This window comes from Algorimicrobium echini (assembly GCF_900115185.1).
In the GTDB taxonomy this organism is placed as follows: Bacteria; Bacteroidota; Bacteroidia; order Flavobacteriales; family Flavobacteriaceae; genus Algorimicrobium; species Algorimicrobium echini.
On the sequence record NZ_FOVN01000002.1, the window covers coordinates 94,335 to 120,127 of the forward strand.

At 34.2% G+C, this 25,793-nt stretch carries 15 protein-coding genes and 1 tRNA gene; 7 read left to right on the forward strand and 9 right to left on the reverse strand.

What is annotated here, in order from left to right:
• From BM239_RS15410 to nhaA, 5 genes are all read left to right on the forward strand, one after another.
• A partial coding sequence (locus BM239_RS15410) for a sprD domain protein (protein ID WP_092206887.1) occupies positions 1-1,014 on the forward strand: 1,014 nt, incomplete at its 5' end.
• A gap of 76 nt (positions 1,015-1,090) precedes the next feature.
• Entirely contained in the window at positions 1,091-10,741 is a 9,651-nt protein-coding gene (locus BM239_RS06605) for a T9SS type B sorting domain-containing protein (protein WP_092206888.1), read from the forward strand.
• Positions 10,742-10,777: 36 nt separating this feature from the next.
• The gene (locus BM239_RS06610) at positions 10,778-11,749 is read left to right on the forward strand and encodes a PorP/SprF family type IX secretion system membrane protein (protein WP_092206889.1); all 972 of its coding nucleotides are present in this window, start codon (positions 10,778-10,780) and stop codon (positions 11,747-11,749) included.
• Positions 11,750-11,877: 128 nt separating this feature from the next.
• A complete protein-coding gene (locus BM239_RS06615) occupies positions 11,878-12,720 on the forward strand; it encodes a universal stress protein (RefSeq protein WP_092206890.1) in 843 nt (280 codons plus the stop codon).
• Between the two features lie 180 nt (positions 12,721-12,900).
• Entirely contained in the window at positions 12,901-14,205 is a 1,305-nt protein-coding gene (nhaA, locus tag BM239_RS06620) for a Na+/H+ antiporter NhaA (RefSeq protein ID WP_092206891.1), read from the forward strand.
• Positions 14,206-14,277: 72 nt separating this feature from the next.
• Here the strand turns inward: nhaA and BM239_RS06625 are convergent, their stop codons facing one another.
• From BM239_RS06625 to BM239_RS06660, 9 genes are all read right to left on the reverse strand, one after another.
• Positions 14,278-14,514: a YgaP family membrane protein gene (locus BM239_RS06625; RefSeq protein WP_092207508.1), complete on the reverse strand. Its 237-nt coding sequence runs from the start codon at positions 14,512-14,514 to the stop codon at positions 14,278-14,280.
• A gap of 16 nt (positions 14,515-14,530) precedes the next feature.
• Positions 14,531-14,836: a hypothetical protein gene (locus BM239_RS06630; protein WP_092206892.1), complete on the reverse strand. Its 306-nt coding sequence runs from the start codon at positions 14,834-14,836 to the stop codon at positions 14,531-14,533.
• A 72-nt stretch (positions 14,837-14,908) separates the two neighbouring features.
• Entirely contained in the window at positions 14,909-18,121 is a 3,213-nt protein-coding gene (locus BM239_RS06635) for an efflux RND transporter permease subunit (protein WP_092206893.1), read from the reverse strand.
• Between the two features lie 176 nt (positions 18,122-18,297).
• A complete protein-coding gene (locus BM239_RS06640) occupies positions 18,298-19,377 on the reverse strand; it encodes an efflux RND transporter periplasmic adaptor subunit (protein WP_092206894.1) in 1,080 nt (359 codons plus the stop codon).
• 90 nt (positions 19,378-19,467) lie between these two features.
• Positions 19,468-20,775 carry a TolC family protein gene (locus tag BM239_RS06645; RefSeq protein WP_092206895.1) on the reverse strand — a complete coding sequence of 436 codons (1,308 nt, stop codon included), beginning with the start codon at positions 20,773-20,775 and terminating at the stop codon, positions 19,468-19,470.
• Positions 20,776-20,888: 113 nt separating this feature from the next.
• Positions 20,889-21,524 carry a DUF2202 domain-containing protein gene (locus tag BM239_RS06650; RefSeq protein WP_092206896.1) on the reverse strand — a complete coding sequence of 212 codons (636 nt, stop codon included), beginning with the start codon at positions 21,522-21,524 and terminating at the stop codon, positions 20,889-20,891.
• Between the two features lie 167 nt (positions 21,525-21,691).
• Positions 21,692-21,829 carry a hypothetical protein gene (locus tag BM239_RS15415; RefSeq protein WP_177208995.1) on the reverse strand — a complete coding sequence of 46 codons (138 nt, stop codon included), beginning with the start codon at positions 21,827-21,829 and terminating at the stop codon, positions 21,692-21,694.
• A gap of 50 nt (positions 21,830-21,879) precedes the next feature.
• Complete coding sequence (locus BM239_RS06655) at positions 21,880-23,337, reverse strand: NAD(P)/FAD-dependent oxidoreductase (protein ID WP_092206897.1); 1,458 nt, start codon at positions 23,335-23,337, stop codon at positions 21,880-21,882.
• Between the two features lie 241 nt (positions 23,338-23,578).
• Positions 23,579-23,663: transfer RNA gene (locus tag BM239_RS06660), tRNA-Ser, on the reverse strand.
• Positions 23,664-23,840: 177 nt separating this feature from the next.
• Here BM239_RS06660 and BM239_RS06665 point away from each other — a divergent pair.
• Entirely contained in the window at positions 23,841-24,470 is a 630-nt protein-coding gene (locus tag BM239_RS06665; RefSeq protein ID WP_092206898.1) for an NAD(P)H-dependent oxidoreductase, read from the forward strand.
• 28 nt (positions 24,471-24,498) lie between these two features.
• Positions 24,499-25,692, forward strand: coding sequence for a DegT/DnrJ/EryC1/StrS family aminotransferase (locus BM239_RS06670; protein WP_092206899.1), 1,194 nt, complete (start codon positions 24,499-24,501; stop codon positions 25,690-25,692).
• Positions 25,693-25,793 lie beyond the last annotated feature (101 nt).

The window sequence follows — 25,793 nt, forward strand, 5'->3', positions numbered from 1 at the left end:
GCTCAACAACAAGCTGAAGAGGAAGCCAGACTAGCAGCTGAAACAGCCGCTCAACAACAAGCTGAAGAAGAAGCTAAACTTGCAACTGAAGTCATGGCTACTACACCTATAGCAGTAGAAACAGATACAAGAATTACGCAAAAGGATGATTTAGCTAAATCCATGTACACTCTAACCGAAGCTTCCAAAGATTCCGAAAAAGAACAAGAAATCCTTTTGGTAAGACTTAATGAAGTTGTCATTACTAAAAATAAAGATTTGCAAGATCTTAAAGAAGAAAATGACTTAAGTGAACAAGGTATTTTTATGGAACCAAAACCATTTAAGAGTATCACGGCAGAGAACAGAGCTATTGAAGCATTGAAATCGGATTTAGATAATATTATCAATAAACGTCAAGAAACAATTAAACAATTAGAAAACCTTTATATACAGAGAATTCAAAAAGGTTCAAATAAAAATGATGAAACCAGTAAGTATTATTTAGAGACTATTAAAAATTTAAAAGCAGAACAAGAAGAGTCAGAAAGAACAAGAGCCAATTTAGTTTCTACTTTAGAATCTATTAAAATTGCGACAGAAATTGAAAGGAAACGACGTATAAAACGTGCGCTTTACGATAATGAGAAGGATCGGTATAACAAAGATATGGCAACATTGGAGAGAATTAAAAGAAACACACCATTAAGCACAGAACCTTTGACAGCTGAAGATTTTGATTCAGGAGAAGAGCAAAGCAGCAATGTGCAAATTTTAAAAGGTGTTCAAAATGTAGAAAGCGGTTACTATATGATTGTTGCAGTGCACGAAAACGTTAACAAAAGAGATGCTTTTTTAGAAAAAGCAGTGTCTGCAGGACAATCAAATATTAATTTCTTTTTTGATGTAAATACCAGTAAGTATTACATCTATTATCAAAAATTCGATTATGTAGAAGATGCCATGAATGCGTTGGATACGAAAGGAAATAAACCATATAATAATAAAATGTCTGTAGTTAAAATAGAGAATTAATAAACATATAAAAGCCCTCATTTAATCCTATTAATGCCCCTTGAGAAGATTAAGTGATTATATAAATTGAAATATCATGAAAAAACCTACTTTTTTTAAGATTGGCATTGTTGTAACCATACTTCTCTTGAGCATGCAATCCATTGCTCAAAACTTTGTGCCCTTTACACCAAGATTCAACAGAGATTTAAAAGGCGATATTCGTCTCATAGGTAATAATATATTAGGACCTAGTAATAATCCATTTAACGACACCTCTGTTTATAACCATAACGTTGATATGCAATATATTGATATTGATGGTGATGCTTCAACGTTTAACTCTACAAGTGCCGATTTAGAAATCCCAAATCCAGGCTGTTACCAAATTGTTCATGCTGGCTTGTATTGGGGAGCCGTAACAAACGGAAACGACCCAATTACAAGTGTCAAGTTCAAAGGGCCCACTGGTGGTTATAATGATATTGTAGGTACTGTTATTTATGAAGCTAATGGTGTTGAAACTGGAAGTAGTTATCCATATTCATGTTATGCAGATGTGACCTCTATTGTTACGAGTTTAGCAAATAATTTAGGTACTTATACTGTAGGAAATGTATCTACTGCAGTCGGAGAAACGTCTGATTTTAACCCTTACAATGGAACAGGTTTATCAGCTGGTTGGTCTCTTTTTATTGTTTTTGAAGATCCTACGTTGCCTGGGAAATCTATTACAAGTTTTGATGGATTTAGCTCTATAAATAGTTCCGTAAATGCAGATATACCTGTTTCTGGATTCCGAACAGTTCCAGCGCCTGTTCCCGTTAGAGCAAACTTTGCTTTTGCTGCTTTAGAAGGAGATAGTCCTATTCAAAATGATAGGTTGAAATTAAATGGTGTGACCATGTCTGCAGTAGACCGTCCGGCCAATAACTTTTTTAACTCGACGGTTACACAATTAAACGCTACTCCTGTAAATAACAGAGTACCTAATAGTGCCAATACGTTAGGGTTTGATACAGGTATAATGGTTATTCCGAATCCAGGGAATACAGTTATTGGAAATAATGACACGAATGCTACCATTAGATTAGAAAGTAATCAAGATCAGTATTTTGCTTATTTCTGTGCCTTTGCTGTAGATATTATTGAACCTAAAATTGTGCTAACTAAAATCGTTGAAGATGATTTTGGAAATGATATTGGCGGTCAAACCGTTGGTTTGGGAACATCATTAAATTATGTAATAGGATTTAGTAATACTGGTAATGATGATGCTGACAATCTAACGATTAGAGATGTCCTTCCTATTAATATTATTTTCAATTATCCAGCAGATTTAGGGGTTTTGCCACCTGGAGTTACCGTCCAAAGTTACAATCCTACTACTAGGGAACTAATTTTTAATGTTGATAATTCTATTGTAGAACAAGGAGATCCCGTCACTGAAATTCGAATTCATGTACAAGTGGTAGAAAGTTGCGACAGTTTAGCTGATGCCTGTTCAAATATTGTTAATAACCAAGCCTTCGCTACCTACGGTGGTATAGAAAACCCTAATTTTATAATTACAGATGATCCAAGTTTAAACACCAATACAGGCTGTTTAATTATACCTCAAGCTACTAATTTTCTTGCTGATTTGGACTGTGCATTTGTTGAAAACGTTATCCTTTGTGGAGATACCGTTCAATTAACTGCGGGAAATGGTTATGATTCTTATTCATGGTCAACTAGTCCAACTGGTACACCCGTAATAGGAACTACCCAAACTATAACAGTTAATGCAACTGGAACTTATTATGTTCATAATACAGCAATTGCTCCTTGTCAATCTATTGATCAGACATTTATAGTAACAAATTATGGAGGAACTACTTTAACGAACCCTGTAATTCCTTTTGCTGATGAAGTGGTTACCTGTCCAAACGATGGGAAATTATTGCCAAATATCTTTTTATGTGGTGCAAATGATTTTACATTAATTGAAACTCAAATTACGGATGCTTCATCATTAATTTGGGAACAATTGGATGAGAGCAGTTGTACGCCAGTTTCAAATGCAGATTGTGCTAATGAAGATAATGCCTGTACTTGGAATCAGGTAGGAACAGGTTCAAATTTTACAGCTAATACTTCAGGGCAATTTAGACTGACCATTAATTATGAAGGTGGTTGTTTTAATCAGTTCTATTTTAATGTGTATCAAAACGTATTAAATCCAACAGTTACTAGTAATGATATTATTTGTACTACACCAGGTCAGATTACAGTAGGAGGTGTGCCTAATGGTTATGAATACAGTATTGATGGTGTAACGTATCAAGCAAGTAATGTGTTTCCTATTACTACTGCTGGTACCTATACAGTTTATATAAGACAAATAGGAGCATCCACAAATCCGTGTGTGTTTACTGTACCAGATGTTCAAATAAGAGAAAGAGACTTTACTGTTTCATTAACAGTTGCACAGCCACTTTGTTATGGTGATAAAGGAAATATTACTTTAGCTGCAAATGACGTTCGTCCACAATATTTTTTCTATATCTATGAAGGCGCTACACTAGTGAATAGTGTTGGACCGATAACAGAAAATAACTATACCTTTTCAAACTTAAACCCTGGTGTTTATACAACAGTAGTGGAAACTGAAGATGGCTGTACACATACTGAAGATGTGGAAATTATAGAACCATCTTTATTAACAGCAACATCTGCTTTAACAAGTCCTTTAACGTGTACAGATGGCGAAATTACTGTGTATGCTAATGGCGGAACACCACCTTATTTTTATTTCGTAAATAGTACAACGGTATTTCAAACCGTACCTGAAATTGTTGTTACAGCACCTGGTGTGTATGACATTACAGTTATAGATTCTAATAACTGTGAGGCCACAACTTCTATTACAGTTGAAGCATCTTTAGCTCCTGAATTCACCATAGATCAAACAAATATTGCTTGTGCAAGCGCAGAAAATGGTTCCATTACAGTAAATGTGACCAATCCAAACGGAAATAGTTTAATGTACAGTATTGATGGCGGTACTACGTTTGTTTATTCTAATGTGTTTACAGCACTTGCAGCTGGAAATTACGATGTAGTTGTTCAATACACTACAGGAACCGATGTGTGTGTTACCGATGTTCAAACGGTTACCATTACTGAAAGTGATCCTGTTACAGGAACGGTAACATTAACTGCACCGTATACATGTACAACAAATGGTGAAATTACCGTAACTGGAGTCTCTGGAGGAGCACCACCTTACACCTATAGTATAGATGGTGTTACATTTCAGTCTGGTAATACGTTTACTGGCCTTATAAATGGTACCTATACTGTTACAGTTCAAGATGCTAGTGGATGTGCTTTTATAGCTGATAGTATCACTATAGAGACATTAACTCCACCAACAGACTTAACCTTTGATAGCTCGCCATTAACCTGTCCTTTAAATACATCAACTATAACAATTACAGGAACTACGGGAGGTTATGGAGTTTTGCAGTATCAAATAATTGCGCCAACTTCAGAAGCAACACCGTATCAAACATCTAACGTGTTTGCTGGTTTAACACCAGGAACATATACCTTTCAAGTCAGCGATGAAAACGATTGTACTTATTCTGAGTCTTATACCATAAATCCATTACCAGCTTTATCGGTTGTAGGACAAAATATTAGCAATATTTCCTGTTTTGGAGATTCAGATGGATCCATTCAATTTACAGTGTTTGGATCAACAGGATTCACATACACACTTAATGGCGGTGCATCTACAGCAGGAACATCACCAATTGTTTTAACTGGTTTATCAGCTGATAACTATACCATTGTTATTACCGATTCTACAACTAATTGTGAAGCGACAGCTACCTTGACCGTTGATGGCCCAACTTCAGCTTTAAACATTTCAACAACTATAAGTCCAATTACTTGTAACGGTAGTGGTCAAGTTGTTATTAATGCTACAGGAGGTTGGGGAGGAAACTCTTATAGTATCACCTTGCCAGATAGTACTGTAATTCCTGCGCAAACAAGTAATACGTTTGTGAATTTAACGCAAACTGGGACCTATACAGCTACAGTTATTGATGCTCAAGGGTGTACGGAAACAGCTACTTTTAATTTAGTTGTTCCAACAAATCCAATAGCAACAGTAGCTTTAACTTCTGATTTTTGTTACGATGCCACCAATGCTGCAACTCTGGAGGTTACGGCATCGGGTGGTTTGGCACCGTATCAATATAGTATTAATGGTGCGCCATTTACAGCAAATAATATTTTTAATAATTTAGTTCCTGGTACATACACTATTGAAGTAAGTGATGCAAACGGCTGTACATATACATTACCTGCTGAAACTATAGCGCCTCAATTGGCTATAAGTACTGTCGTTACAAAAGATTTGGATTGTACAGCATCACCAGATGCGGTTATTACAGGTACTATATCAGGTGGTTATCCTCCATATACCTATGAGGTATCTATAAATGGTGGCGTTTTTACTAATTTAGGAGCTACAGGTACGCCTTTTACGTATGCTACACCTAACGATGGAACTTATCAATTTCAAATTACTGATGCACAAGGCTGTACGGCACTTTCACCTGTAAATACAATTGATACGCTTACTCTACCAGAAATTACTTCAGTAACCCAAACACAACCTATATTATGTAATGGTGATGAAAATGCGGCTATTAATGTCATAATCAACTCAACAGTGGGAGAGCCTGCATTTGTTATAAATGTTTATAATACGACAACAGGGTTCGATTATGGAACTCAAACTACAGGTCTTTCTGCTGGTTCTTATACCATTACATTAACCGATAATAATTCTTGTACGGATACAAAAACTATAATCATAGCAGAGCCAACACCAATTAATGTTACCCATCATGCGGTTCCAATTACGTGTAGCCCAAGTGGTGTGTCACAAGGGTCTGTTATTATTGATGGCGTTACAGGAGGTACACCACCTTATAATTATTTTGTAACAGGCACTAATGGTTATAATAACTCTGAACTTAATAACGCCGGAACAACTTCCGTAAGTTTTGATGTCGTTGATTTTGGATTGTATCAAATAAATGTGGTTGATGCGAACGGTTGTTCCGTGTTAATTCAAGATGTACTTGTGGCATCACCACCAGATGATTTAGATATTAATATTACAGCAACAGCTGATTGCCTTTCAGGAGGAGAAGCAATTGTGAGTATTGGTACAACGTTAATTAGTTCTGGGCCTTTTTATTTTAGTCTTTACCCTGCAACAGGTACGGCTCCAGGTGGATCATGGATTCCTGAATTGACTCCGGGATCTGCTACTTTTAATAATTTATTACCAGGCGTTACATATACGTTTATTGTTTATGATTCGTCAACTGGTTGTAGTTATTTTGAAACTGCAACGAGTCCAATTCCTACAAATTCAACATTAACGGCTACAGCTGTCTCAGCTAATAATATTACCTGTACAGGTAGTGCAGATGGTAATGTATCATTTATAATTAATAGTACTTATACTGCTGCAACCAATGTTACATATGAGATTTTTGATTCATTATCATTAATAACAACAGGTGTAAATGGAACTGGTACAGTACCTGCTAATGGGTCTTTACCAGTGACCAATTTAGGACCTTTACCATTTGGTAATTACTTTGTTTTAATACGTGAAACATCAGGTCCTAATACAGGTTGTAGTGTGGTAACAATTCCTTTTAATATTACTGAATCTGCTTTTGAATTAAGTCTTACGGCTACGGTAGATCAGAATGCAAATTGTAATCCTAATTCTGGAGTAATAAGTGCTATAGCTTCAAATGGTACACCGCCATATATGTATCAAATTACTACAACAGCTGCAGCACCTCCAGCAACCGATCCTTCTTGGGCTTCAACGAGTACGTTTAACATGGATGCAAATAGTTATTATGTACATGCTATGGACGCTTATGGTTGTATCAAAACAACTCCTGTTTTAGTATTACCAATGGATCCTGCACCAGTAATTTCAGCAATCGTAAATAACCAATGTAATACAGCTGAAGGCTCATTTGAAATAGATGTTACAATGCCAACAGTTGGTATGCCACCTTATACCTTTAGTATTGATGGAGGTGCTTTTCAGGTACAAACCGTTCCATTTACAATACAGAATTTAAACTCTGGCAATCATACTATTCAAGTAAGAGATGTAAATGGTTGTGGAAATACTGTAAACGTAGACATTGAAACACCTCTTGGATTAACACCTTCAGTTACAGGTATTACAACCTGTTCTGATGATGATGGTGAAATTACAGTAAACGCTCAAGGCGGAACGGGAAGTTATACCTATACTATTAACCCAAGTCCACCATCTATTAGTTTAGCGGGTAACGTGTTTTCGGGTGTACCGTCTGGAACATATACTGTAACAATCACAGATGCAACAACACTTTGTACGGAAAATGCAATCATTACATTAGATTCTGCTACTCCAGTCAGTTTCTCAACTTTAGTAACTGATGTGAGTTGTAACGGTAGTAATGAAGGTGTTATAACGGTAAATTTAGATGCAGGAAACGATAACCCTGTGTATACTTATGAAATAATTGCACCAATAGTTGTAGCTCCTCAAAATTCAAATGTGTTTACAGGACTGGGTGCAGGAACTTATACCGTTCAAGTGAATTCAGGTAGAGGCTGTTCTACAACTTCAGATGTTACCGTGGGAGAACCCGCTGCATTAACTGTTTCTGGATCTGCTACCGATTTTGCTTGTGCAGCTGATGGTTCAGTAAACTCCTCAATTTTAACCATTACAGAAGTAGGAGGAACACCAAATTACACCTATAGTATTGATGGTGTAAACTATTTTAGCACCAATACATTTGAAATTCTTGATACTGGAAGCACCCAAACGCTAACGATTTATGTTAAAGATGCTAATGGTTGTAATGCTACAAATACAGTTACTGTATTACCATTACCTACGTTAACTTTAGCAACTGTTGCCGAAGCTACTCCAATAGACTGTAATAATACAGGTTCTATAGCGATAACAGTTACGGGTGGTTCTGGAAATTTTGAATACGAAATGTTACCAAATGGAACTCCACAAGGTTCAAATATATTTGCTATTACAGCTCCAGGTGATTATTATTTTTTAGTAACTGATTTAGATACAGGGTGTAGTATAGCTACAGCAGCTTATACCGTTTCACCATTTAATACGGTTACTGCTTCCGCTTCTGCAACGTCATCGGTAACTTGTTTTGGAGATAGTGATGGTGCTATTGAAATTACTGTAGCCGGTTATACAGGAGCGTATACTTATGAAGTTTTTGATAGTGCCGGAACCTCTGTTCTAGGACCAATTGCTGCAAATACTACTACAAATCCACAAGCCATATCAGGCTTATTAGCTGGAAATTATACTGTAGAAATTAGTGAAACGGCCACACCGTTTTGTACAACTACAACAAATGTCGTAACAATTACCTCACCTACAGAACCATTATCGGTTATTGCTTTAGAAACAGCTAATGTAACCTGTACAGATGATTTAGGAACCATTACAGCTACAGCAACTGGTGGTTGGGGAACGTATCAATACGAACTAACTGGAGCCGCAACAGTTGCTTTTTCGCCAAATGGAACGTTTGAAAATTTATCAGCTGGAACCTATACCGTAAATGTTATGGATGCTGGTGGATGTATTGCTTCAGATAGTGTAACCCTTAATGTGCCGATACCTATTGATGCTACGATAATGCCAAGTACAACCTTATTGTCTTGTTTTAACGATGCTAATGCAACTATTACTGTTACAGCAACTACTGGAGGACAAGGAAGTAATTATTCATATACACTGAATATGCTGTCGCCTACAACTAGTTCATCTGGTCCTCAAACTTCACCAGTATTTGGAAATTTAGGTGTTGGAACGTATCAAGTAGTCGTATCAGATGCATTTAGTTGTAGCTATACCTCTGCAAATATTGTTATTACACAACCAACTCCAATTCAAGCTAGCTTGGTGAAAGAAACGTCGCAGACATGTTTAACAGAAGCATCGCTTACCTTAAGCGCTACTGGCGGCACAGGCTCTTATATTTATAGTGATAATCCTAGTTTTACGCCAGTTTTAGGTTCATTTACAACATCAACGACGTTTACAGTTCCTGTTGGAACTCACGAATACTATGTACAAGATGCTAATGGTTGTGTTGCTATTGTTTCTAACGAAATCACAATTGATCCATTACCAGACTTAACGCTTAATTTATCGTTAACCAATGCGGTAATTAATTGTGCAGGAGACGCAACTGGTGTTATTGTTGCTACTGCTGAAGGTGGTTTAGGTAATTATGTATATACATTGTTTGATACACTAGGAAATGTTATTCCTGCCACTCAAACCAATCCTGGTATTTTTACTGAACTTTTAGCAGGAGACTATGTTGTACAAGTAGAAAGTGGCGACTGTTTAACAACGTCAAATACGATAACCATTACAGAACCTTCTAATCCACTAGTAGCGCCATTTGTTCCAACCGATGTTACATGTTTTGGTGCTAATGATGGTTCGGTTGTGATAAACGCTTCTGGCGGAACAGGAATTATTAAATATGCTATTTCACCACAATTAAACCAGTTTTTTGATGACAATGTGTTTGAAGATTTAGAACCAGGAACCTATGAAGTTATTGTGCAGGATGAATTAGGGTGTTATTTAACACTCAACTTTACCATTAACGAACCAAGTCCTGTATTTATAACTTTCGACTCTTTAACAGTTATTGAAGAAGTTTGTGAAGGGGATTTAAATGGTGAGTTTAGTGTGGAAATTACAGGAGGAACACCACCATATTCAGTAAGTTTAGATAATTACAATGGTCCTTATACTACCGGAACTTTAGGCCAAACAAATTTCGATTTTACTGGACTAGCAGGAGGTAACCATACTGTTTATGTACGTGATAGTTCTGGTTGCGATACTGAAATGCTTATCCCGTTCCCAGATTCTGTGAGAATAAACCCTACTGTAGAGATAGAATACCTGTGTGTTAATAATGCATCAAGTAATACGGTTACTGTTATAGTGGATGAGAGTATTACCAATTTAGATGATGTAGATTTCTCTTTAAATGGTGGTCCTTTTCAAGCAAGTAATGTTTTCACGGATGTTCCAGCAGGAATAGGACATTATATTGATGTTCAACATACTAATAGTTGTATTCAAAGAACGGAACTTTTTGATATTTCTACATTCGATCCGCTAACCTTGACTTTAAGCGATGGCGAAATTAATGAAATTATTGCTACAGCCACTGGTGGTTCAGGAGATTATGTTTTCACACTTAATGGAGAAGACTATGGTAGTTCTAATGTTTTTATTATTTCAGAATCTGGTACTTACACAGTTACCGTTACGGATAGCAATGGCTGTGTGGCTATAGCATCTAGGCATTTTGACTATGTAGATGTGTGTATCCCAAATTATTTCACTCCAAATGGCGATGGTGTCATGGATGGTTGGGCGCCAGGATGTACAGTTCATTATCCAGATCTTGACTTTGATATTTTTGACCGCTATGGACGTAAAATAGCAACCTTAAGAATAGGTGAAAAATGGGATGGTAGGTACAATGGTAAAGAACTTCCTACTGGTGATTATTGGTATGTTGTAAGATTAAACGACCCTGAAGATGATAGAGATTTTGTTGGTCACTTTACGCTTTATAGATAAACTAAAAAGAGGGCATAAATTTAAATACGATTCAAAATGAAAAAACTAATTATATATTCTCTTTTCTTAGTATTAGCTCAAGGTTATAGCCAAGAATTAAATTTACCTGTATTTACACAGTATTTGGCTGATAATCCATTTGTTATTTCTCCTACTTATGCTGGGATTGGCGATAATTTAAGAATTAGAGTCAACGGCTTAACCCAATGGGTAGGAATAAAAGGCGCTCCAGATAATCAATCTGTTTATGCGGATTTTAGAATTGCCAATCGTTCAGGAGTTGGAATATCCTTGTATAATGATAGAAATGGACTAACGGTTCAAAAAGGTTTGAAAGCCTCTTTTGCTCACCACCTTATTTTAGATTATTACTCGGATCAATTTCTTTCATTTGGGCTTACCTATAATTTAAATAGTTTTAGAATCGATATAGAAGATTTTGAAACCAATTATGAGTCGCCTATAATCGATCCTCGCGTAACGGACGATAGATCTATTTCAAACAATAATTTTGATGTAGGGGTTTTATATAGAAATAAAGGATTCTATTTCAGTCTAAACGTTAATAATATCTTGCCAAAAGATATTGATAATTTTACAGGCATTGAACCAGATTTACTTTTAAACTATCAAATATATTCTGGATTAGTAATTAAAAACAAAACCAATAAATTATTAGAAATTGAACCTTCTGTATTCTTTCAATATTTTGATAGCGATGATCGTTCTAGTACAGATTTAAACATTAAAATTAGAAAATTGGATAAACGTGATGATTATTTTTGGGGTGGTATATCTTACCGCTTTCTTAATGATCAATTTTTTAATCCTCTTAATCTAGGGCCTATGGCAGGAATAAAGAAATCTAATTTTTATTTTGCTTATGCGTATCAATTTACCATTAATGATTTGGCAGGATATAATTCTGGAACGCATATGATAACCATTGGATTTGATTTCTTTCAAGGAATTAGTAATTGCTCCTGTGCACAGTCGCTATTGCGATAATGTACTATCATTGTCTATAACTAACGAACAGTTTTATGATGATAAGGTAAGTTGAAGAGAAAATGATAATTGTCATTTTAAATATGCGTTTCAAATAGTATCTTTAGTTTTTAAAACTGAAGACAACCATGAGGCAAATTTTATTGACAACCGATTTTTCTGAAAATTCCATACATGCTATGAAGTATGCCTTGGAATTATTCACTTATGCAGAATGTAATTTTCAGGTGTTGCATGTAGTAAAGTCTTCAACGTTTATTTCTGATGACCTTATGCAGAGTAAACCAACTGAATCTATTTACAGTGAGTTAATTTCAGATGCTAAAACACAATTAGAATCGCTAATAAAAACTTTAAAAAACCAGTATAATAATTTATTACATACGTTTGAACTTATTGTAGACTATGATAATTTAATTGGAGCTATTAATCAAACCGTAGAGCTCCATCAAATAGATTTAATTATTATGGGAACGAAAGGAGTAACCAATTTGGAGAAACTTATTTTTGGTAGTAATACCTTACGAGTTTTTCAACGTTGTCATGTTTCGGTTTTAGCTATTCCTTTTAATTGCCCGATAAAACAAATAAAAAAGGTTCTTTTTACTTCAAAATATCAAACTACATACAAGTTAAAAGATTTAAAAATACTAATCGATTTGGCCGAGCATTACGATTATAAAATTGATATTCTACATATTAATGAATCTGAATCGATGGATTCCAAACAACAGCTCATACAACAAGAGTTGGATTTATTCTTTAGAAATATCAACCATGAATTTGTTATGAAATCTGAAAATGTGTATTTGAAAACTGTTTTAGAATACATTAACGCCCATAATATTGAGTTATTCAGTATGATGCGGAAACAACATTCGTTTTTAGAGCATTTATTCTTAAACCATAAAACGGAACAAATTGCATATCATGTTAATATACCTTTTTTAATGTTGGCCTACAGCAATTAGTTGTCTAGTAAAATGTGTTGAGTCTTATTTTAACAAGTAAAAGTAATTTCGTTTAAAAAAGGAGGCTTTACGGCTCATATGATAATTTAACATCATATTTGCTAGTTTGGCAAAAACACTATTTTACTTTTAAACCTAGGCCTAATCCCTTATCTTTGGAAATCTAATATTGATAAATATATGATAAAACAGGTACTACTAACACCATTCCAAAAGTTTGTTAAAATAGAAAGTTTTAGTGGTCTTTTACTTCTACTAGCTACTTTAGTTGCGCTCATTTGGGCTAATTCAGGATACAGTTCTAGCTATCAGCAACTTTGGCAATACGATATTGGAATTATAACACAAGGATTTGAGTTTAAAAAACCATTAATACTTTGGATAAACGATGGTTTAATGGCCATATTTTTCTTTTTAATTGGTCTTGAAATTAAACGAGAATTGCTAATTGGGGAATTAAATTCCATGAAAAAAATTGCTTTTCCTTTATTTGGTGCTCTAGGTGGTATGATTGTTCCTGTCGTTTTTTTCTTAATACTTAATCAGAATCCAGATACTTTTAAAGGTTGGGGAGTGCCAATGGCTACTGATATAGCTTTTTCGTTAGCTGTATTAAATGTATTAGGAAAACGTGTGCCTTTAAGTTTAAAAATATTTTTAACAGCTTTTGCTATTGTTGATGATATTGGAGCTGTTTTAGTGATTGCTATATTTTATAGTGGCGCCATTAATACCACACTACTTTTAATAGCCGCAGCCTTACTTGCTTTGCTTTATTTTGCATCCTTTAAAGGCTTTTATTCCAAGTTCTTTTTATTTTTTATTGGTATTATTGTTTGGTTTTTGTTTTTAAAATCTGGTGTTCATCCTACAGTTGCAGGTATTCTTTTAGCATTTTCGGTACCTGTTAGACAGCGTATTTACACAGAAACGTTCTTAAATAATTTGGAAGATATTTACAATAAAATAAAGCAATCTAGTGTACTTAAAAAACCTATTTTATCAAGAGAACAGATTGAACATATTGACTCTTTAGAAGACTGGTCTAATAAATTTCAATCGCCATTACAACATTTAGAACATAGTCTTCACGGTTGGGTGGCTTATTTTATAATCCCTGTTTTTGCTTTAGCAAATGCAGGTGTAATGATTAGTAGTGATGCAGAGATGGATGTAGCACTAACAACCAATATCATTATTTGTTTGGTATTAGGAAAAGGTATTGGTATTCCTATGGTTGTTTTATTAGCTAAAAAAATAAAATTAGTTAGTATTCCCGAAAATATTAGTAACATTCAAATTATAGGTGTTTCATTTTTAGCCGGAATTGGTTTTACCATGGCTATTTTTATTGCAAGTTTAGCTTTTGGATCAACACCTGAGTATATTGACTCTGCTAAAATTGGAATATTACTAGCATCCTTAATTTCTGCAGTTCTTGGGTATTTAATTTTACGATTCAGCCCTCCAAGAAAAATAGTTTAAAATCATATATTAACACTAGAATTAAAAAAATCGTAATGAATACAATTTTCTTCATTACGATTTTTTTGTAAACTAATTTGAACGGTTTTTATTAATATTTGGAACTGAACAACCAGACGTTTCTCCTTTTTTTACTCCTAACTTCTGTAAGATAGTTTCTAATAAACACCATTTTGTAAAGGCAGATTGAATTAAATTTACACCTATAAAAACTGTAAACCACATCCAGTTAGGGTTTACATAAACGGTTAATAGCACACTTAATAGTACCATGAAACCAACAATAACTCTAAAATAAGTATTTAACATATTATTAATTTTAAGATTATATAAATTTTTCAATAGGAACAACAACCGCTTTTATAGGGTTGTAGGTTTCTAAATTTGAATTAAATTCTTTTATTAAATTGAATAAACCATCAATTCGTGATTCATCTGTAAAAGAAAAAAATAAAGCAGACTCATTGCCACCACTTACTGCAGGAAACCAGCTGGAGGTTGAAAGCAAACTGGGTGCACTTTTGTGACCATCAATATCAGAACTACTAAAATTTTCTATGTTAGCTTTCTTGAAGAGTTTCAATACATCTTTTTGAAATTCTTCTACGGCCGTTACTATAACTAATTTCATTTGAATAAAGTTTTATTGTTTTCTGGTAATTTTTTGTAAATCCCAATAACAGTCAGGATTCTCCATCTGTATTTATTTATAATTTTTCTTTTCTATCATGTAATAAACCAATGGTACAACTAATAATGTTAATACTGTAGAAACAATAGTTCCGCCCATTAATGATATGGCTAAACCTTGAAAAATAGGATCAAATAATATCACGAAAGCACCGATTACAACCGTTCCAGCTGTAAGTAAAATAGGAGTGGTTCTTACAGCACCAGCTTCAATGGCTGCTTGTTTTAACGGAATACCTTCAGCAGTTCGTAGGTTAATAAAATCTATTAATAATACCGAATTTCGAACCATAATACCTGCTAAAGCAATCATACCAATAAATGAAGTTGCCGTGAAAAATGCACCCATCATCCAATGACCTAATATTATTCCTATAAGAGATAATGGAATAGCAACCATCATAACTATTGGTGCTTTAAAGTTTTGAAACCAACCTACTATTAAAATGTAAATAAGAATGATAGCCCCTAAAAATGCAATGCCTAAATCTCTAAATACTTCCAAAGTAATTTGCCATTCACCATCCCATTTTACAGTATAATTATCTTCAAAATCGGGTTGCCCTAAATACATTTCGTTCAATTCGTAACCTGCTGGTAATGAAATGGTTTTTAACTTATCTTCCATGCCCAAAATAGCATACGCAGGACTTTCTAATTCTCCCGCCATATCTGCAAGAACATAGACCACACGTTTTTGATTTTTACGATAAATACTTTTTGCGGATGTGGTTTTATTAATGGTAACTAAATCTGCAATAGGTACCATATTTCCTTGTTTAGATCTGACTTTTAATTGCGAAATATCCAAAATAGTAGATTTTTCCTTTTCATCTAAAGCTAATACTAAACCTACTTGATTGCTGGCATCTTCATCATATAACGTGGTTATGGTTCCATTTGATAATGCTATGTTCATGGTATGGGAAATTTGTTGAGGTGCCACACCATATAGCATAGCTTTTTCCTTATTAATATCAAACTGATATTCTGTTTGATCACTTTCAGTCATCCAATCTACATCCACAACATCATCCGTATTATTTAGGATGGTTTGAATATTTTCAGCAATTTTAATCTGCTCATGATAATCAGGACCATATACTTCAGCTACAATTGTAGACAACACAGGAGGTCCTGGAGGTACTTCTACTAATTTCACGTTGGCGTTGTATTTTAATGCAATCTTTTGAATGTCTGGACGCAATTGTTTTGCAATGTCGTGACTTTGTTCTGATCGTTCACCTTTGTCAATTAAGTTTACTTGAATATCTGCCATATTGCTACCTCCACGTAAATCATAATGTCTTACCAAACCATTAAATGTTATTGGAGCAGAGGTGCCCACATAATTTTGATAGTTTACCACTTCTGGACGTGTGGATAAATATTGAGATATTTCTTGAGCTACCACAGCAGTCCGCTCTAAAGTAGTGCCTTCAGGCATGTCAATAACCACCTGAAATTCATTTTTATTATCAAAAGGTAACATTTTAACTGCTACGGAATTAGTAAAGAATAACATCATTGTTGCTAAAAGCAAAGCAAACGTACCACCTAAAAACAACCAGCGTTTAGCTTTATTTTCCATAAGTGGTCGTTCAAATTTGTTATAGAGTCGGTATATTAGAGATTCCTCAATTGGTTTTTCAATTTTTTCAGGTTTTACTGTTCCATTTAAGATGGTAGATTTTTCTTTTTCACGTAAGAAAATATAACCTAAATAAGGTGTGATGGTTAAGGCTACAAATAACGATAAAATCATAGCAATGGAGGCGCCAATTGGCATAGGAGCCATATAGGGCCCCATTAATCCAGAGACAAAAGCCATAGGTAAAACAGATGCTATAACAGTAAATGTTGCTAGAATAGTTGGGTTTCCAACCTCGTTTATGGCATATAAAGCAGCTTGTTTAAAAGGAAGGCGTTTCATTTTAAAATGCCTATGCATATTTTCTGCAATAATAATGGAGTCGTCCACAACTATTCCTGTTACAAAAACCAAAGCAAAAAGCGTAATTCGGTTTAATGTATAATCCAACATATAATAGCTTAATAATGTTAATGCAAAGGTAATAGGCACCGATAAAAACACTACCAATCCACCACGCCATCCCATAGCTAGCATGACTACAAATGTTACAGCAATAATAGAACCTATTAAATGCAGTAATAATTCAGATACTTTATGAGACGCCGTCTCACCATAATTTCTTGTAATTTCAACATGGACATCATCAGGAATTAAAGTGGTTCGTAAATGGTCTACTTTATCAATTATAACTTCAGCAATTTTCATGGCATCAGCACCTTTTCTTTTGGCAACTGAAATGGTAACTGCAGGGTATTCTGATTTGTAATCGGATGCTTTTACACTACCTTTACCAAAACCTAAACTCACATAGTTTTGGGGTACTTCTGGACCATCAATAATTGTAGCTATTTGCTTTAAGTAAATGGGCTGATTCTGATGTACACCAACTACCAAATTCTCAACATCTGTAGCAGATTTTAAAAACGTACCTGTTTTTATTAAAAATTCGGTGTCATTTTTATCAAAACTTCCAGCGCTTAATTGCGTGTTATTGGCTTTAATCAGCTCTGAAACTGACAAGAAATCCAATCCACTTGCAGCCAATTTATCACTATCCAAAACAACACGTAACTGCCGATTCCTCCCACCAATTTTATAGGTAATAGCAACATCATTTACTTTTTTAATTTCGGCCTCTAATTCTTGAGCCATTTGGCTTAATTGGAAATCGTCGTAATTTTCACTCCATAAAGTCAAACCTAACATGGGAACATCATCAATAGCACGTGTTTTTACCAATGGAAATGTTACTCCAGCTGGCATTTGATCCATGTGCTTATTAATTTCGTTGTATAACTTAACAAAACTACGCTCAATATCTTCACCTACGTAAAACTGAACAATAACCATCCCTTGTTCTTTCATGGACGTAGAATATACATATTCCACACCTTTGATATTCGAAATTAATTGCTCTAAAGGTTTAATAACTCGCGATTCCACTTCTGTTGGACTAGCTCCTGGATATCCCACAAAAATATCTGCCATAGGGACATCTATTTGTGGCTCTTCTTCACGCGGAATTAAAAACGAACTATAAACACCAACTACCATGAATACAATCATTAACAGCACTGTTAATTTAGATTGCATAAATACTTTGGCTATTTTTCCTGCGATACCTTCTTTCATATCTTATTATATTTGGGCGTTTTAACAGGCTATTCGCTTCAATCTTTTTTTGCCATATATGGCAGCAAAAAAAGGATTTTCACTACTATCCCTAACGCAATACGTTTTGTTTAATTTATCTTTTTTAATAACTACAACATTTTCAAAACTTGGTGAATACTGAAAACACTAACTGCCTACTGAATGTTAATTTTTGCTCCATTAAAAAGCTTTCCTTCAGCAGAAAAAATGTATGTTTCGTCTGTATTTAAACCAGATAGAACTTCAACTTGATTGCCATAAGTTCTTCCCAAACGTAACCAACGTAATAAGGCTGTGTTACTCTGACTAACTGTATATACACCAGAAAGCTGTCCGTTTGTAATAATGGCTTCGGTTGGAATTAAAACTACGTTTGTTTCTGCTTGTTTTTCTACAGGAAACTGTACTGTAACATACATACCTGATAGAATTTTTGCGTCTGTTTTTGCCAAGCTTATTTTTACAAAATATTGTCCACCAGTGTTTTTTGCTGATGTACTAATTTCTTGAACCGTTCCTTGTAGGGTTTTATTTATAGACTTCACTAATACACGAACTTCTGAATGTTGCTGTATTTGTGAGATTTCTGTTTCAGGAACCATAGCTATTACCTCAAAATTTCCAGGATGCTCCATACTAATTAATGGCATACCAGGATTAGCCATATCGCCTGTTTTAATATTTTTACTGGTTATTATCCCACTGAATGGAGCAGAAATATTACTATAAGCAAATTGGGCATTTATTTCGTTTTTCATTTGTTTAGCAGCTTCTAAACGTGCTTTAGCCATTTCAAAATTAGCGGTTATGTCGTCCATCTCTTTTTGAGAAGCACTATTGTCCGCTAATAAATTTTTAAATCGGGTGTAATCTTTTTTTGCATTAGTAAATGCGGCTGTTGCTTCTGTAATGTTAGCGGTTATTTGTGCTTTTTTAGCTTGCAAGTCTGCATTATTTATAGAAACTAATAATTGACCTTTATCAACCTTATCACCAACATTTACATGAACTTTATTTACAAAACCCATCATTCTGGTGCTCAATTCGACACTGTTTTCTGCTTGTATTTTTCCACTTACAGATAAAAAAGGATTGTTGCTATTAGCTGTAACTTGTCTTGTTTTTACAGAAATTACAGGTGTGTTGTTTGTAGTTGCTTTTTGGTCTTCATTTCCGCAGTTGGTAAAGAAAAGTACTGTTATAATTAACGTTAGGAGATATGTATATTTTTTCATAGTATTCATTTTTTATTTTAATTACTACAAGGTTTTAAACTTTGTAGAGAAATTATAGTTGCATTTTTACGGATTACTGTAAATTAATTTCTATTCTTTTGTTAAAAATTGTACATATGCTTGCGCATAATTGTATTCAAAAATAGTTTGGAAGTATTCCAATTGTTTTTGTGAATATTGTGTTTCAGCCATAAGCAAGTCTGATGTTTTTTCAAGACCTTCTTTAAATCTATTTGTTCTTATTCTTAAGGACTCTTCAGATTGCGATAGTGCTAGAGTTGTTAAGGATAATTTGTTTTCAGCATCCAGTAAAGCGCGTTTAGCTTTATTTAGTTCTAATTGACTTTGAGATACGTATTGATTATATTCTAATTTAGATTTTTCAAATTCGGCTTTGCTTTTTTGAGCTTTTCCAAAACGTTTAGACCCTTGAAAAACATCCCAACTTAACTGTGCACCAAATAAGTAACCATTAGCATCACCTTGAAATACTTGATCGTCATATAATTCATAGCTTCCAAAGGCATTTAGTCGAGGTAAAAAGGCCATTTTGTCGGCTTTGTTCATAGCTTCATAAGCGTTGGTGGCTAAATGCATGGCTTTAATATCCGAACGATTCTCGGAAATATTTCCTACATCTAGTGTTGTTACTGCAATCGTTAAACTGTCCGTTGGAGTATAGATCACGTACTGGTCATCATTCATTAAAAAGGATAAGTAATTGGACGCATTTTGTACGTTACTTTTAGCCATCTGTAATTGATTTTGAACATCTGATACGCGTACTTCTACATTTAGCACATCTGCACGCTGTAAATAACCTTGTTTAAATCTATTATCTGCTAATTTTTTATTGGAATTAGCCGCAACTAAAGCTTTTTCTAAAACAGCAACACCTTTATAGGCTAGCTGCAATTGCATATAAGCTTTTTCAACTTCAAAAGCTAGATACTCCTGTGTCCGTTCTGTTTGTAAAGACATAGCTTCCATTTTAGATTTGGCAGCTTTTCGTTGATATACGCCATCTACATTAATTAATGGTTGCTGTATTTCGAATTTTGTGGCGTAATTTTCTATTTGCGATGGGTTATTCAACAAGGTTGGATTAAAATCTGTTGCTGTTAAAATTTCCTGATTCAGTTTAGAACCAAATGCCATTAAAGGGTTGGTAGTTGCAAAACCGGTATGGCTAGCAGTTATATTTGGTAGGAATACAGCATTGGTTTGATTAAAATCTGCCTTGGCAGCATTAAATTCCTTTTCCGAAATTTTAATTGTTGTATTGTTTTCAGAAACTTTTTGTAATACATCCAATTTTGAAATTGGAACTAATTCTTGTGCTTGTACCGATGTTGTAAATGCTACTAGCAAAAGTGAAATATAAATATAGGTCTTCATGTAATTATGTAATTTTCTAATACAAAAGTACAGTTAGAATTCATGGAAGTCTGTAACCTTTGTTACAGCAGCTATGAATAGAAATAGGTGTTGTTTTACTATTCTGGCCTGAATTAATTACAAGTTTCTTGATTGCTACTTATAATCATGTTATAAGCGTCTTGCGATAAAAATTGTGGAGTGTACGTGGTACCATTGTTTTCAATGCCAGAAACAAAACTTCTTAAATGATTACGAGAACCGCATTGTAGCTTTCCAAAAATGGTCAACAAAGTGGTGTTTGAAGTGGCATTTATATAATCCTGTAAATCAACGATATCTAAATCTTCTATAGTGGCACCAATTTGAAAGGCATTGGCAGGGCTAATAGCACCATCAATGAAAAACTGATTGTATAAATCTTGTAACTCTTGATTAGCAAATTCGCCATCAGGTAAAATGGTGTAATCAATATTATTTTTAATTAATTGATTTTCTATAGCATTCATGTGCGATTGTTCGCTATTTTTAATGTTGGCAAACTGATTAATGGACCATAAGTCATTTAAATACGTGTAGGTGTCTCGTGCTAACTTTTCTTCTTCTAACATAAATAATAATGCTTCTATGTCTGCTTCTGATAGTATCTGATTAAAATTCTGATTTTTTCCAGTTAAAATATCATCTGAATCATTACAACTAATAATAAAAGTGAAGGAAATAACTAAAAGAAGCAATGATTTTAATTGAATAGATCTTGATTTTTTCATTTTGAGTATTTGTTTTGTTTACGTTCAAATATTATTAAAATACTTAACTGAATCAGCAACAATTGTTACTTATAGATAAAAAAAGAGAGCTTGATATGCTCTCTTTTTTGAGATATTAAAAATTATATAATATCCCACTAATCAACCAATAAACTCTGACCATCACATCAGTTTACGTTTCGAGTTCCACCATGACCTCCAGCAACAATAACCATTATTTTAATGCTTAAAAAAATGTATTTAAAAAACTGGATGATGGGATTCATCATTTTAAATTTTTGATATTTTGAAATTCGTTGTGTCATTCTATAACTATTTATATTAATGAGTATTTGGTTTTAATTTTTAAGAGAATTTACTCCGGAATTAACCACCAAAATGGTTTCATTTTTGCTTTGTAAATAAAAGCGTAATGTAAAGTTAGTTTCAGCCAATGACCAGCTAAACCAATTTCACCAAACGTTTTTCCTAATTTTCGTCCTTGTGTTTTAGGATATTTTTTATAATCTGGAACAATAGGGAAGGTGGTTATACTTACACCACTTCCGGTAGTCAATCCATAGCCTGCAGATGCAATACATGCAGCTCCCATGTTACCCATAGAGCCCTTATGGTGTAACGATTCTTTTCCATTTTTAATAGAATCTATAATGTTATCTGCCACTATTCTGGCTGTAATACCCGAAGGCATACCTGTTCTTGGAGGTGCAGGTGTTATATCTGTACCATTTTTACTTTTTCTAGGTTTAGAAATTGAATGGGGAGGTGCAAAAGCAATTCCAGGTGCAAATATGTTTTTATAATTGGGGTTTTGATAGGTTTCTGGCCAATCTTGAACTGACCATTCTTCATATGGTTTTGCAGTGTAGTCGGCGTCAACAATCATGAAGCCTCTAAAGAGTTTGTCAGTAATATCATTGTTACTCTTATCATAAGCCTTAAATCCATGTCCTGAAAATGATGGTATTAGCATGGCAAAATCATAAGTTTCGGTTTTAAATTTGCCCTCTAAATTTTCATAATGAGCTAACCCATTTTCAATTTTATATACACCAGCACCCAATATCCATTTAATATCGCGATCTTCAAAAATCATTTCAACCATCTCATGAGATTTCATGGTCATACTACCGTAGCTTAAAAGCATGCCGTCCATACCAAAATCACCTAATTGATATTCATTGGATATCCATGTAATTTCAGCCATATCTCGTACTTTATGTTTGTGTAATTCTTTTTCAACATTTAAAATATACTCGAAAGCTGCTCCTTGGCATGTAGATTTAGCATGTCCTGTTCCAATTAGAATTTTAGTTTTTTTTCCTTGCTTCATTTCTTGAATCAAGGTGTTTAATCCTTCCCAAGCATGATCAGCGTGCGTATATGTGCAAACAGAGTAGGTTTTGTTTTTTCCGGGAATTAAGCCTTCAGTAGCTTCAAAATTTAATTTTGGACCTGTTCCGTTTATCAAATAATCATAGGTTACTTTTTCGTGCTGACCTTTTTTGTCGCCAACAACGTATTCAACCATGACATAGGGTTTATTTTCGCTTGAATCACCTTCAGGGTGAAAAGTGATGACTTTAGCTTGTTTGTAGCCAATGTTTTTCTTTTTGTATAACGGCTCTAAAGGAAATAGAATTTCATCCGATTTCATTCTGCCAATTCCAACCCATATGTTAGAAGGAATCCATTGGTAATTACTGTTTGGTGAAACCACCATAACCTCATGTTCTTTAGGTAATTTTCTACGTAAATGTGCTGCGGCAACATGTCCAGAAATACCTGCTCCTAGAATAACAATTTTAGCCATGACTATGAATTTTTATTAAAGGTAATCTGCTTTAGAAATCCCTACAGTAACTTTAGTTACTTAAGCTAAATTTTGGTTTATTAAATACGTTTTAATCTTTTTTGATTAAGAAAATGTAATCAGTGCCTCATTATCACTATTAAGAAGGATGCTTCATTTATTGGAGCCGTTGTGAAGTCTTGGGTTTAGTTTTATAAAAAGCAAAAAAGCTTCACTTGGAATAGTGAAGCTTTTATTTAAGCGGAGAAAGAGGGATTCGAACCCCCGGAGGTGTGACCCTCAACAGTTTTCAAGACTGCCGCATTCGACCACTCTGCCATTTCTCCTTGAGTGCCTCATCAGGTTACCCTGAATGCGGCTGCAAATATAGAACCCTTTTTTCATTCTTTCAAATAAAAAAACTGAAAATTTTAAAACATTTTTAAATTTCTCTCTAATAAATTTATTTTCTGTTGGTTGTTAACAAACACATACCTTATTTTTGCTGAAACAATGGATTAATTATGAATATTATTGAGCATTTACAATGGCGCTATGCTACAAAAGCGTTTGATATTAATAAAAAAGTGACTCCAGAAAAATTAGGAGTTATTAAAGATGCTTTTAATTTGACAGCAACGTCATATGGATTACAACCCATTAAATTAATTATTGTTAACAACATAGAATTACAAAAAAGTATGGTGCCTATAGCCATGAACCAGCAGCAAATAGCTCAAGCTTCACATGTTTTGGTATTCTGTATTCAAACTGAAATTGATCAAGAATTTATTTTAGAATATTTTAATAGAGTACATAATATTCGTGAAACACCAAAATCAATTTTACAACCCTTCCAAGATTTTTTAATTGATGATTTTGAAAAGAAGCCACAAGAGCAAATAGAAACATGGGCAACAAAGCAAGCTTATTTAGCTTTAGGTAATTTATTAACCGTTTGTGCGTTAGAGGGTATTGACGCTTGCCCTATGGAAGGTTTTTTACCTATTGCATGTGATGATTTATTAGGATTACATGAAAAAGGATTAAAGTCTGTATTGCTATTACCTATTGGCTACCGCTCAAATGATGATGTGTTTGCCGATTTTAAAAAAGTTCGTAAACCAATTGCTGATAGTATTATAGAATTGTAATTTTAAGGTAATTAAATATAAAATAAATATGCCAGGATTTGAATTATTTGGAAGTGCAGAGCGTAAAGAAGTAAATGACGTTTTAGATAGTGGTGTTTTAATGCGCTATGGTTTTGATGGTATGCGCAATGGACATTGGAAAGCAAAGGAACTAGAATCTGAATTGCAAGAAAAATTAAACGTAAAACATGTCCAATTAGTATCTAGTGGAACGGCTGCCGTTTCTGTGGCTATGGCTGTAGCTGGTATTGGTGCAGGGGACGAAGTTATTATGCCAACCTTTACATTTGTTGCAAGCTTTGAGGCTATCATGATGTTAGGAGCTATTCCAGTTTTAGTAGATATTGATGATACATTAACGTTAGATCCACAAGCTGTTGAGGCTGCTATAACCTCTAAAACAAAAGCAATCATGCCCGTTCACATGTGCGGAAGTATGGCTGATTTAAATGCTTTAACAGCAATTTGTAAAAAACACAACTTATTATTAATTGAAGATGCTTGCCAAGCCATAGGAGGTACCTATAATAAAAAACCATTAGGAAGTCTTGGCGATGTTGGTTGTTTTTCATTCGATTTTGTAAAAACAATTACCTGTGGCGAAGGTGGCGCTGTAATTACCAACAATGAGTCTTATTTTAAACATGCCGATCATTACACAGATCATGGTCATGATCATGAAGGTCTAGATCGCGGTGCAGAAACGCATCCTTTTTTAGGATATAATTTCAGAATTTCAGAATTGCAAGCCGCAGTTGGATTAGCACAAGCCAGAAGGTTACATGATTTTGTAGCCATTCAAAAGAAGCATTACACTATTTTGCGCGATGCCTTATCGGCAGTCCCAGAAGTTACTTTTAGAACCGTTCCGGAAGGCGGTGAAGAAAGCTATGGGTTTTTAAATTTCTTTTTACCAAATTTGGAGTCTGCAAGAAAAACAGCCAATGCCTTCAAACAATCAGGTGTTGATGCCTGCTTCCATTATTTTGATAATAATTGGCATTATATCAGAAAATGGGATCATTTAAAAAATTTAAAATCGCTATATCCTATTTCTAATGAAGTTAAAGAGGGTTTAAAATATCTTCAAACAAAAACTTTTGAGCAGTCCGACCATTATATTGCGAGAAATATTTCTTGTTTAATAAAGCTTTCTTGGACAGAAGAACAGGTAAAAGAACGTGCTGAAAAGATGAAAAAAGCTATTTTAGAAGCTTTGTAATAATCTTTTAGTACCTACTCTAAAAGCAACTTTAAGACTTTCATGCAATTTGAAATGTTTTTAAAGTTGCTTTTTTATTGATAAATAATTCACTTCTAGTT

Excerpts from the sequence above, each read along its gene's own strand:
- BM239_RS06605 (WP_092206888.1), top strand. The coding sequence starts at position 1,091 with ATGAAAAAACCTACTTTTTTTAAGATTGGCATTGTTGTAACCATACTT.
- BM239_RS06665 (WP_092206898.1), top strand. The coding sequence starts at position 23,841 with ATGAATATTATTGAGCATTTACAATGGCGCTATGCTACAAAAGCGTTT.
- BM239_RS06650 (WP_092206896.1), bottom strand. The coding sequence starts at position 21,524 with ATGAAAAAATCAAGATCTATTCAATTAAAATCATTGCTTCTTTTAGTT.
- nhaA (WP_092206891.1), top strand. The coding sequence starts at position 12,901 with ATGATAAAACAGGTACTACTAACACCATTCCAAAAGTTTGTTAAAATA.
- BM239_RS06655 (WP_092206897.1), bottom strand. The coding sequence starts at position 23,337 with ATGGCTAAAATTGTTATTCTAGGAGCAGGTATTTCTGGACATGTTGCC.
- BM239_RS06670 (WP_092206899.1), top strand. The coding sequence starts at position 24,499 with ATGCCAGGATTTGAATTATTTGGAAGTGCAGAGCGTAAAGAAGTAAAT.
- BM239_RS06635 (WP_092206893.1), bottom strand. The coding sequence starts at position 18,121 with ATGAAAGAAGGTATCGCAGGAAAAATAGCCAAAGTATTTATGCAATCT.
- BM239_RS06625 (WP_092207508.1), bottom strand. The coding sequence starts at position 14,514 with ATGTTAAATACTTATTTTAGAGTTATTGTTGGTTTCATGGTACTATTA.
- BM239_RS06615 (WP_092206890.1), top strand. The coding sequence starts at position 11,878 with ATGAGGCAAATTTTATTGACAACCGATTTTTCTGAAAATTCCATACAT.
- BM239_RS06645 (WP_092206895.1), bottom strand. The coding sequence starts at position 20,775 with ATGAAGACCTATATTTATATTTCACTTTTGCTAGTAGCATTTACAACA.
- BM239_RS06610 (WP_092206889.1), top strand. The coding sequence starts at position 10,778 with ATGAAAAAACTAATTATATATTCTCTTTTCTTAGTATTAGCTCAAGGT.
- BM239_RS15415 (WP_177208995.1), bottom strand. The coding sequence starts at position 21,829 with ATGACACAACGAATTTCAAAATATCAAAAATTTAAAATGATGAATCCC.
- BM239_RS06630 (WP_092206892.1), bottom strand. The coding sequence starts at position 14,836 with ATGAAATTAGTTATAGTAACGGCCGTAGAAGAATTTCAAAAAGATGTA.
- BM239_RS06640 (WP_092206894.1), bottom strand. The coding sequence starts at position 19,377 with ATGAAAAAATATACATATCTCCTAACGTTAATTATAACAGTACTTTTC.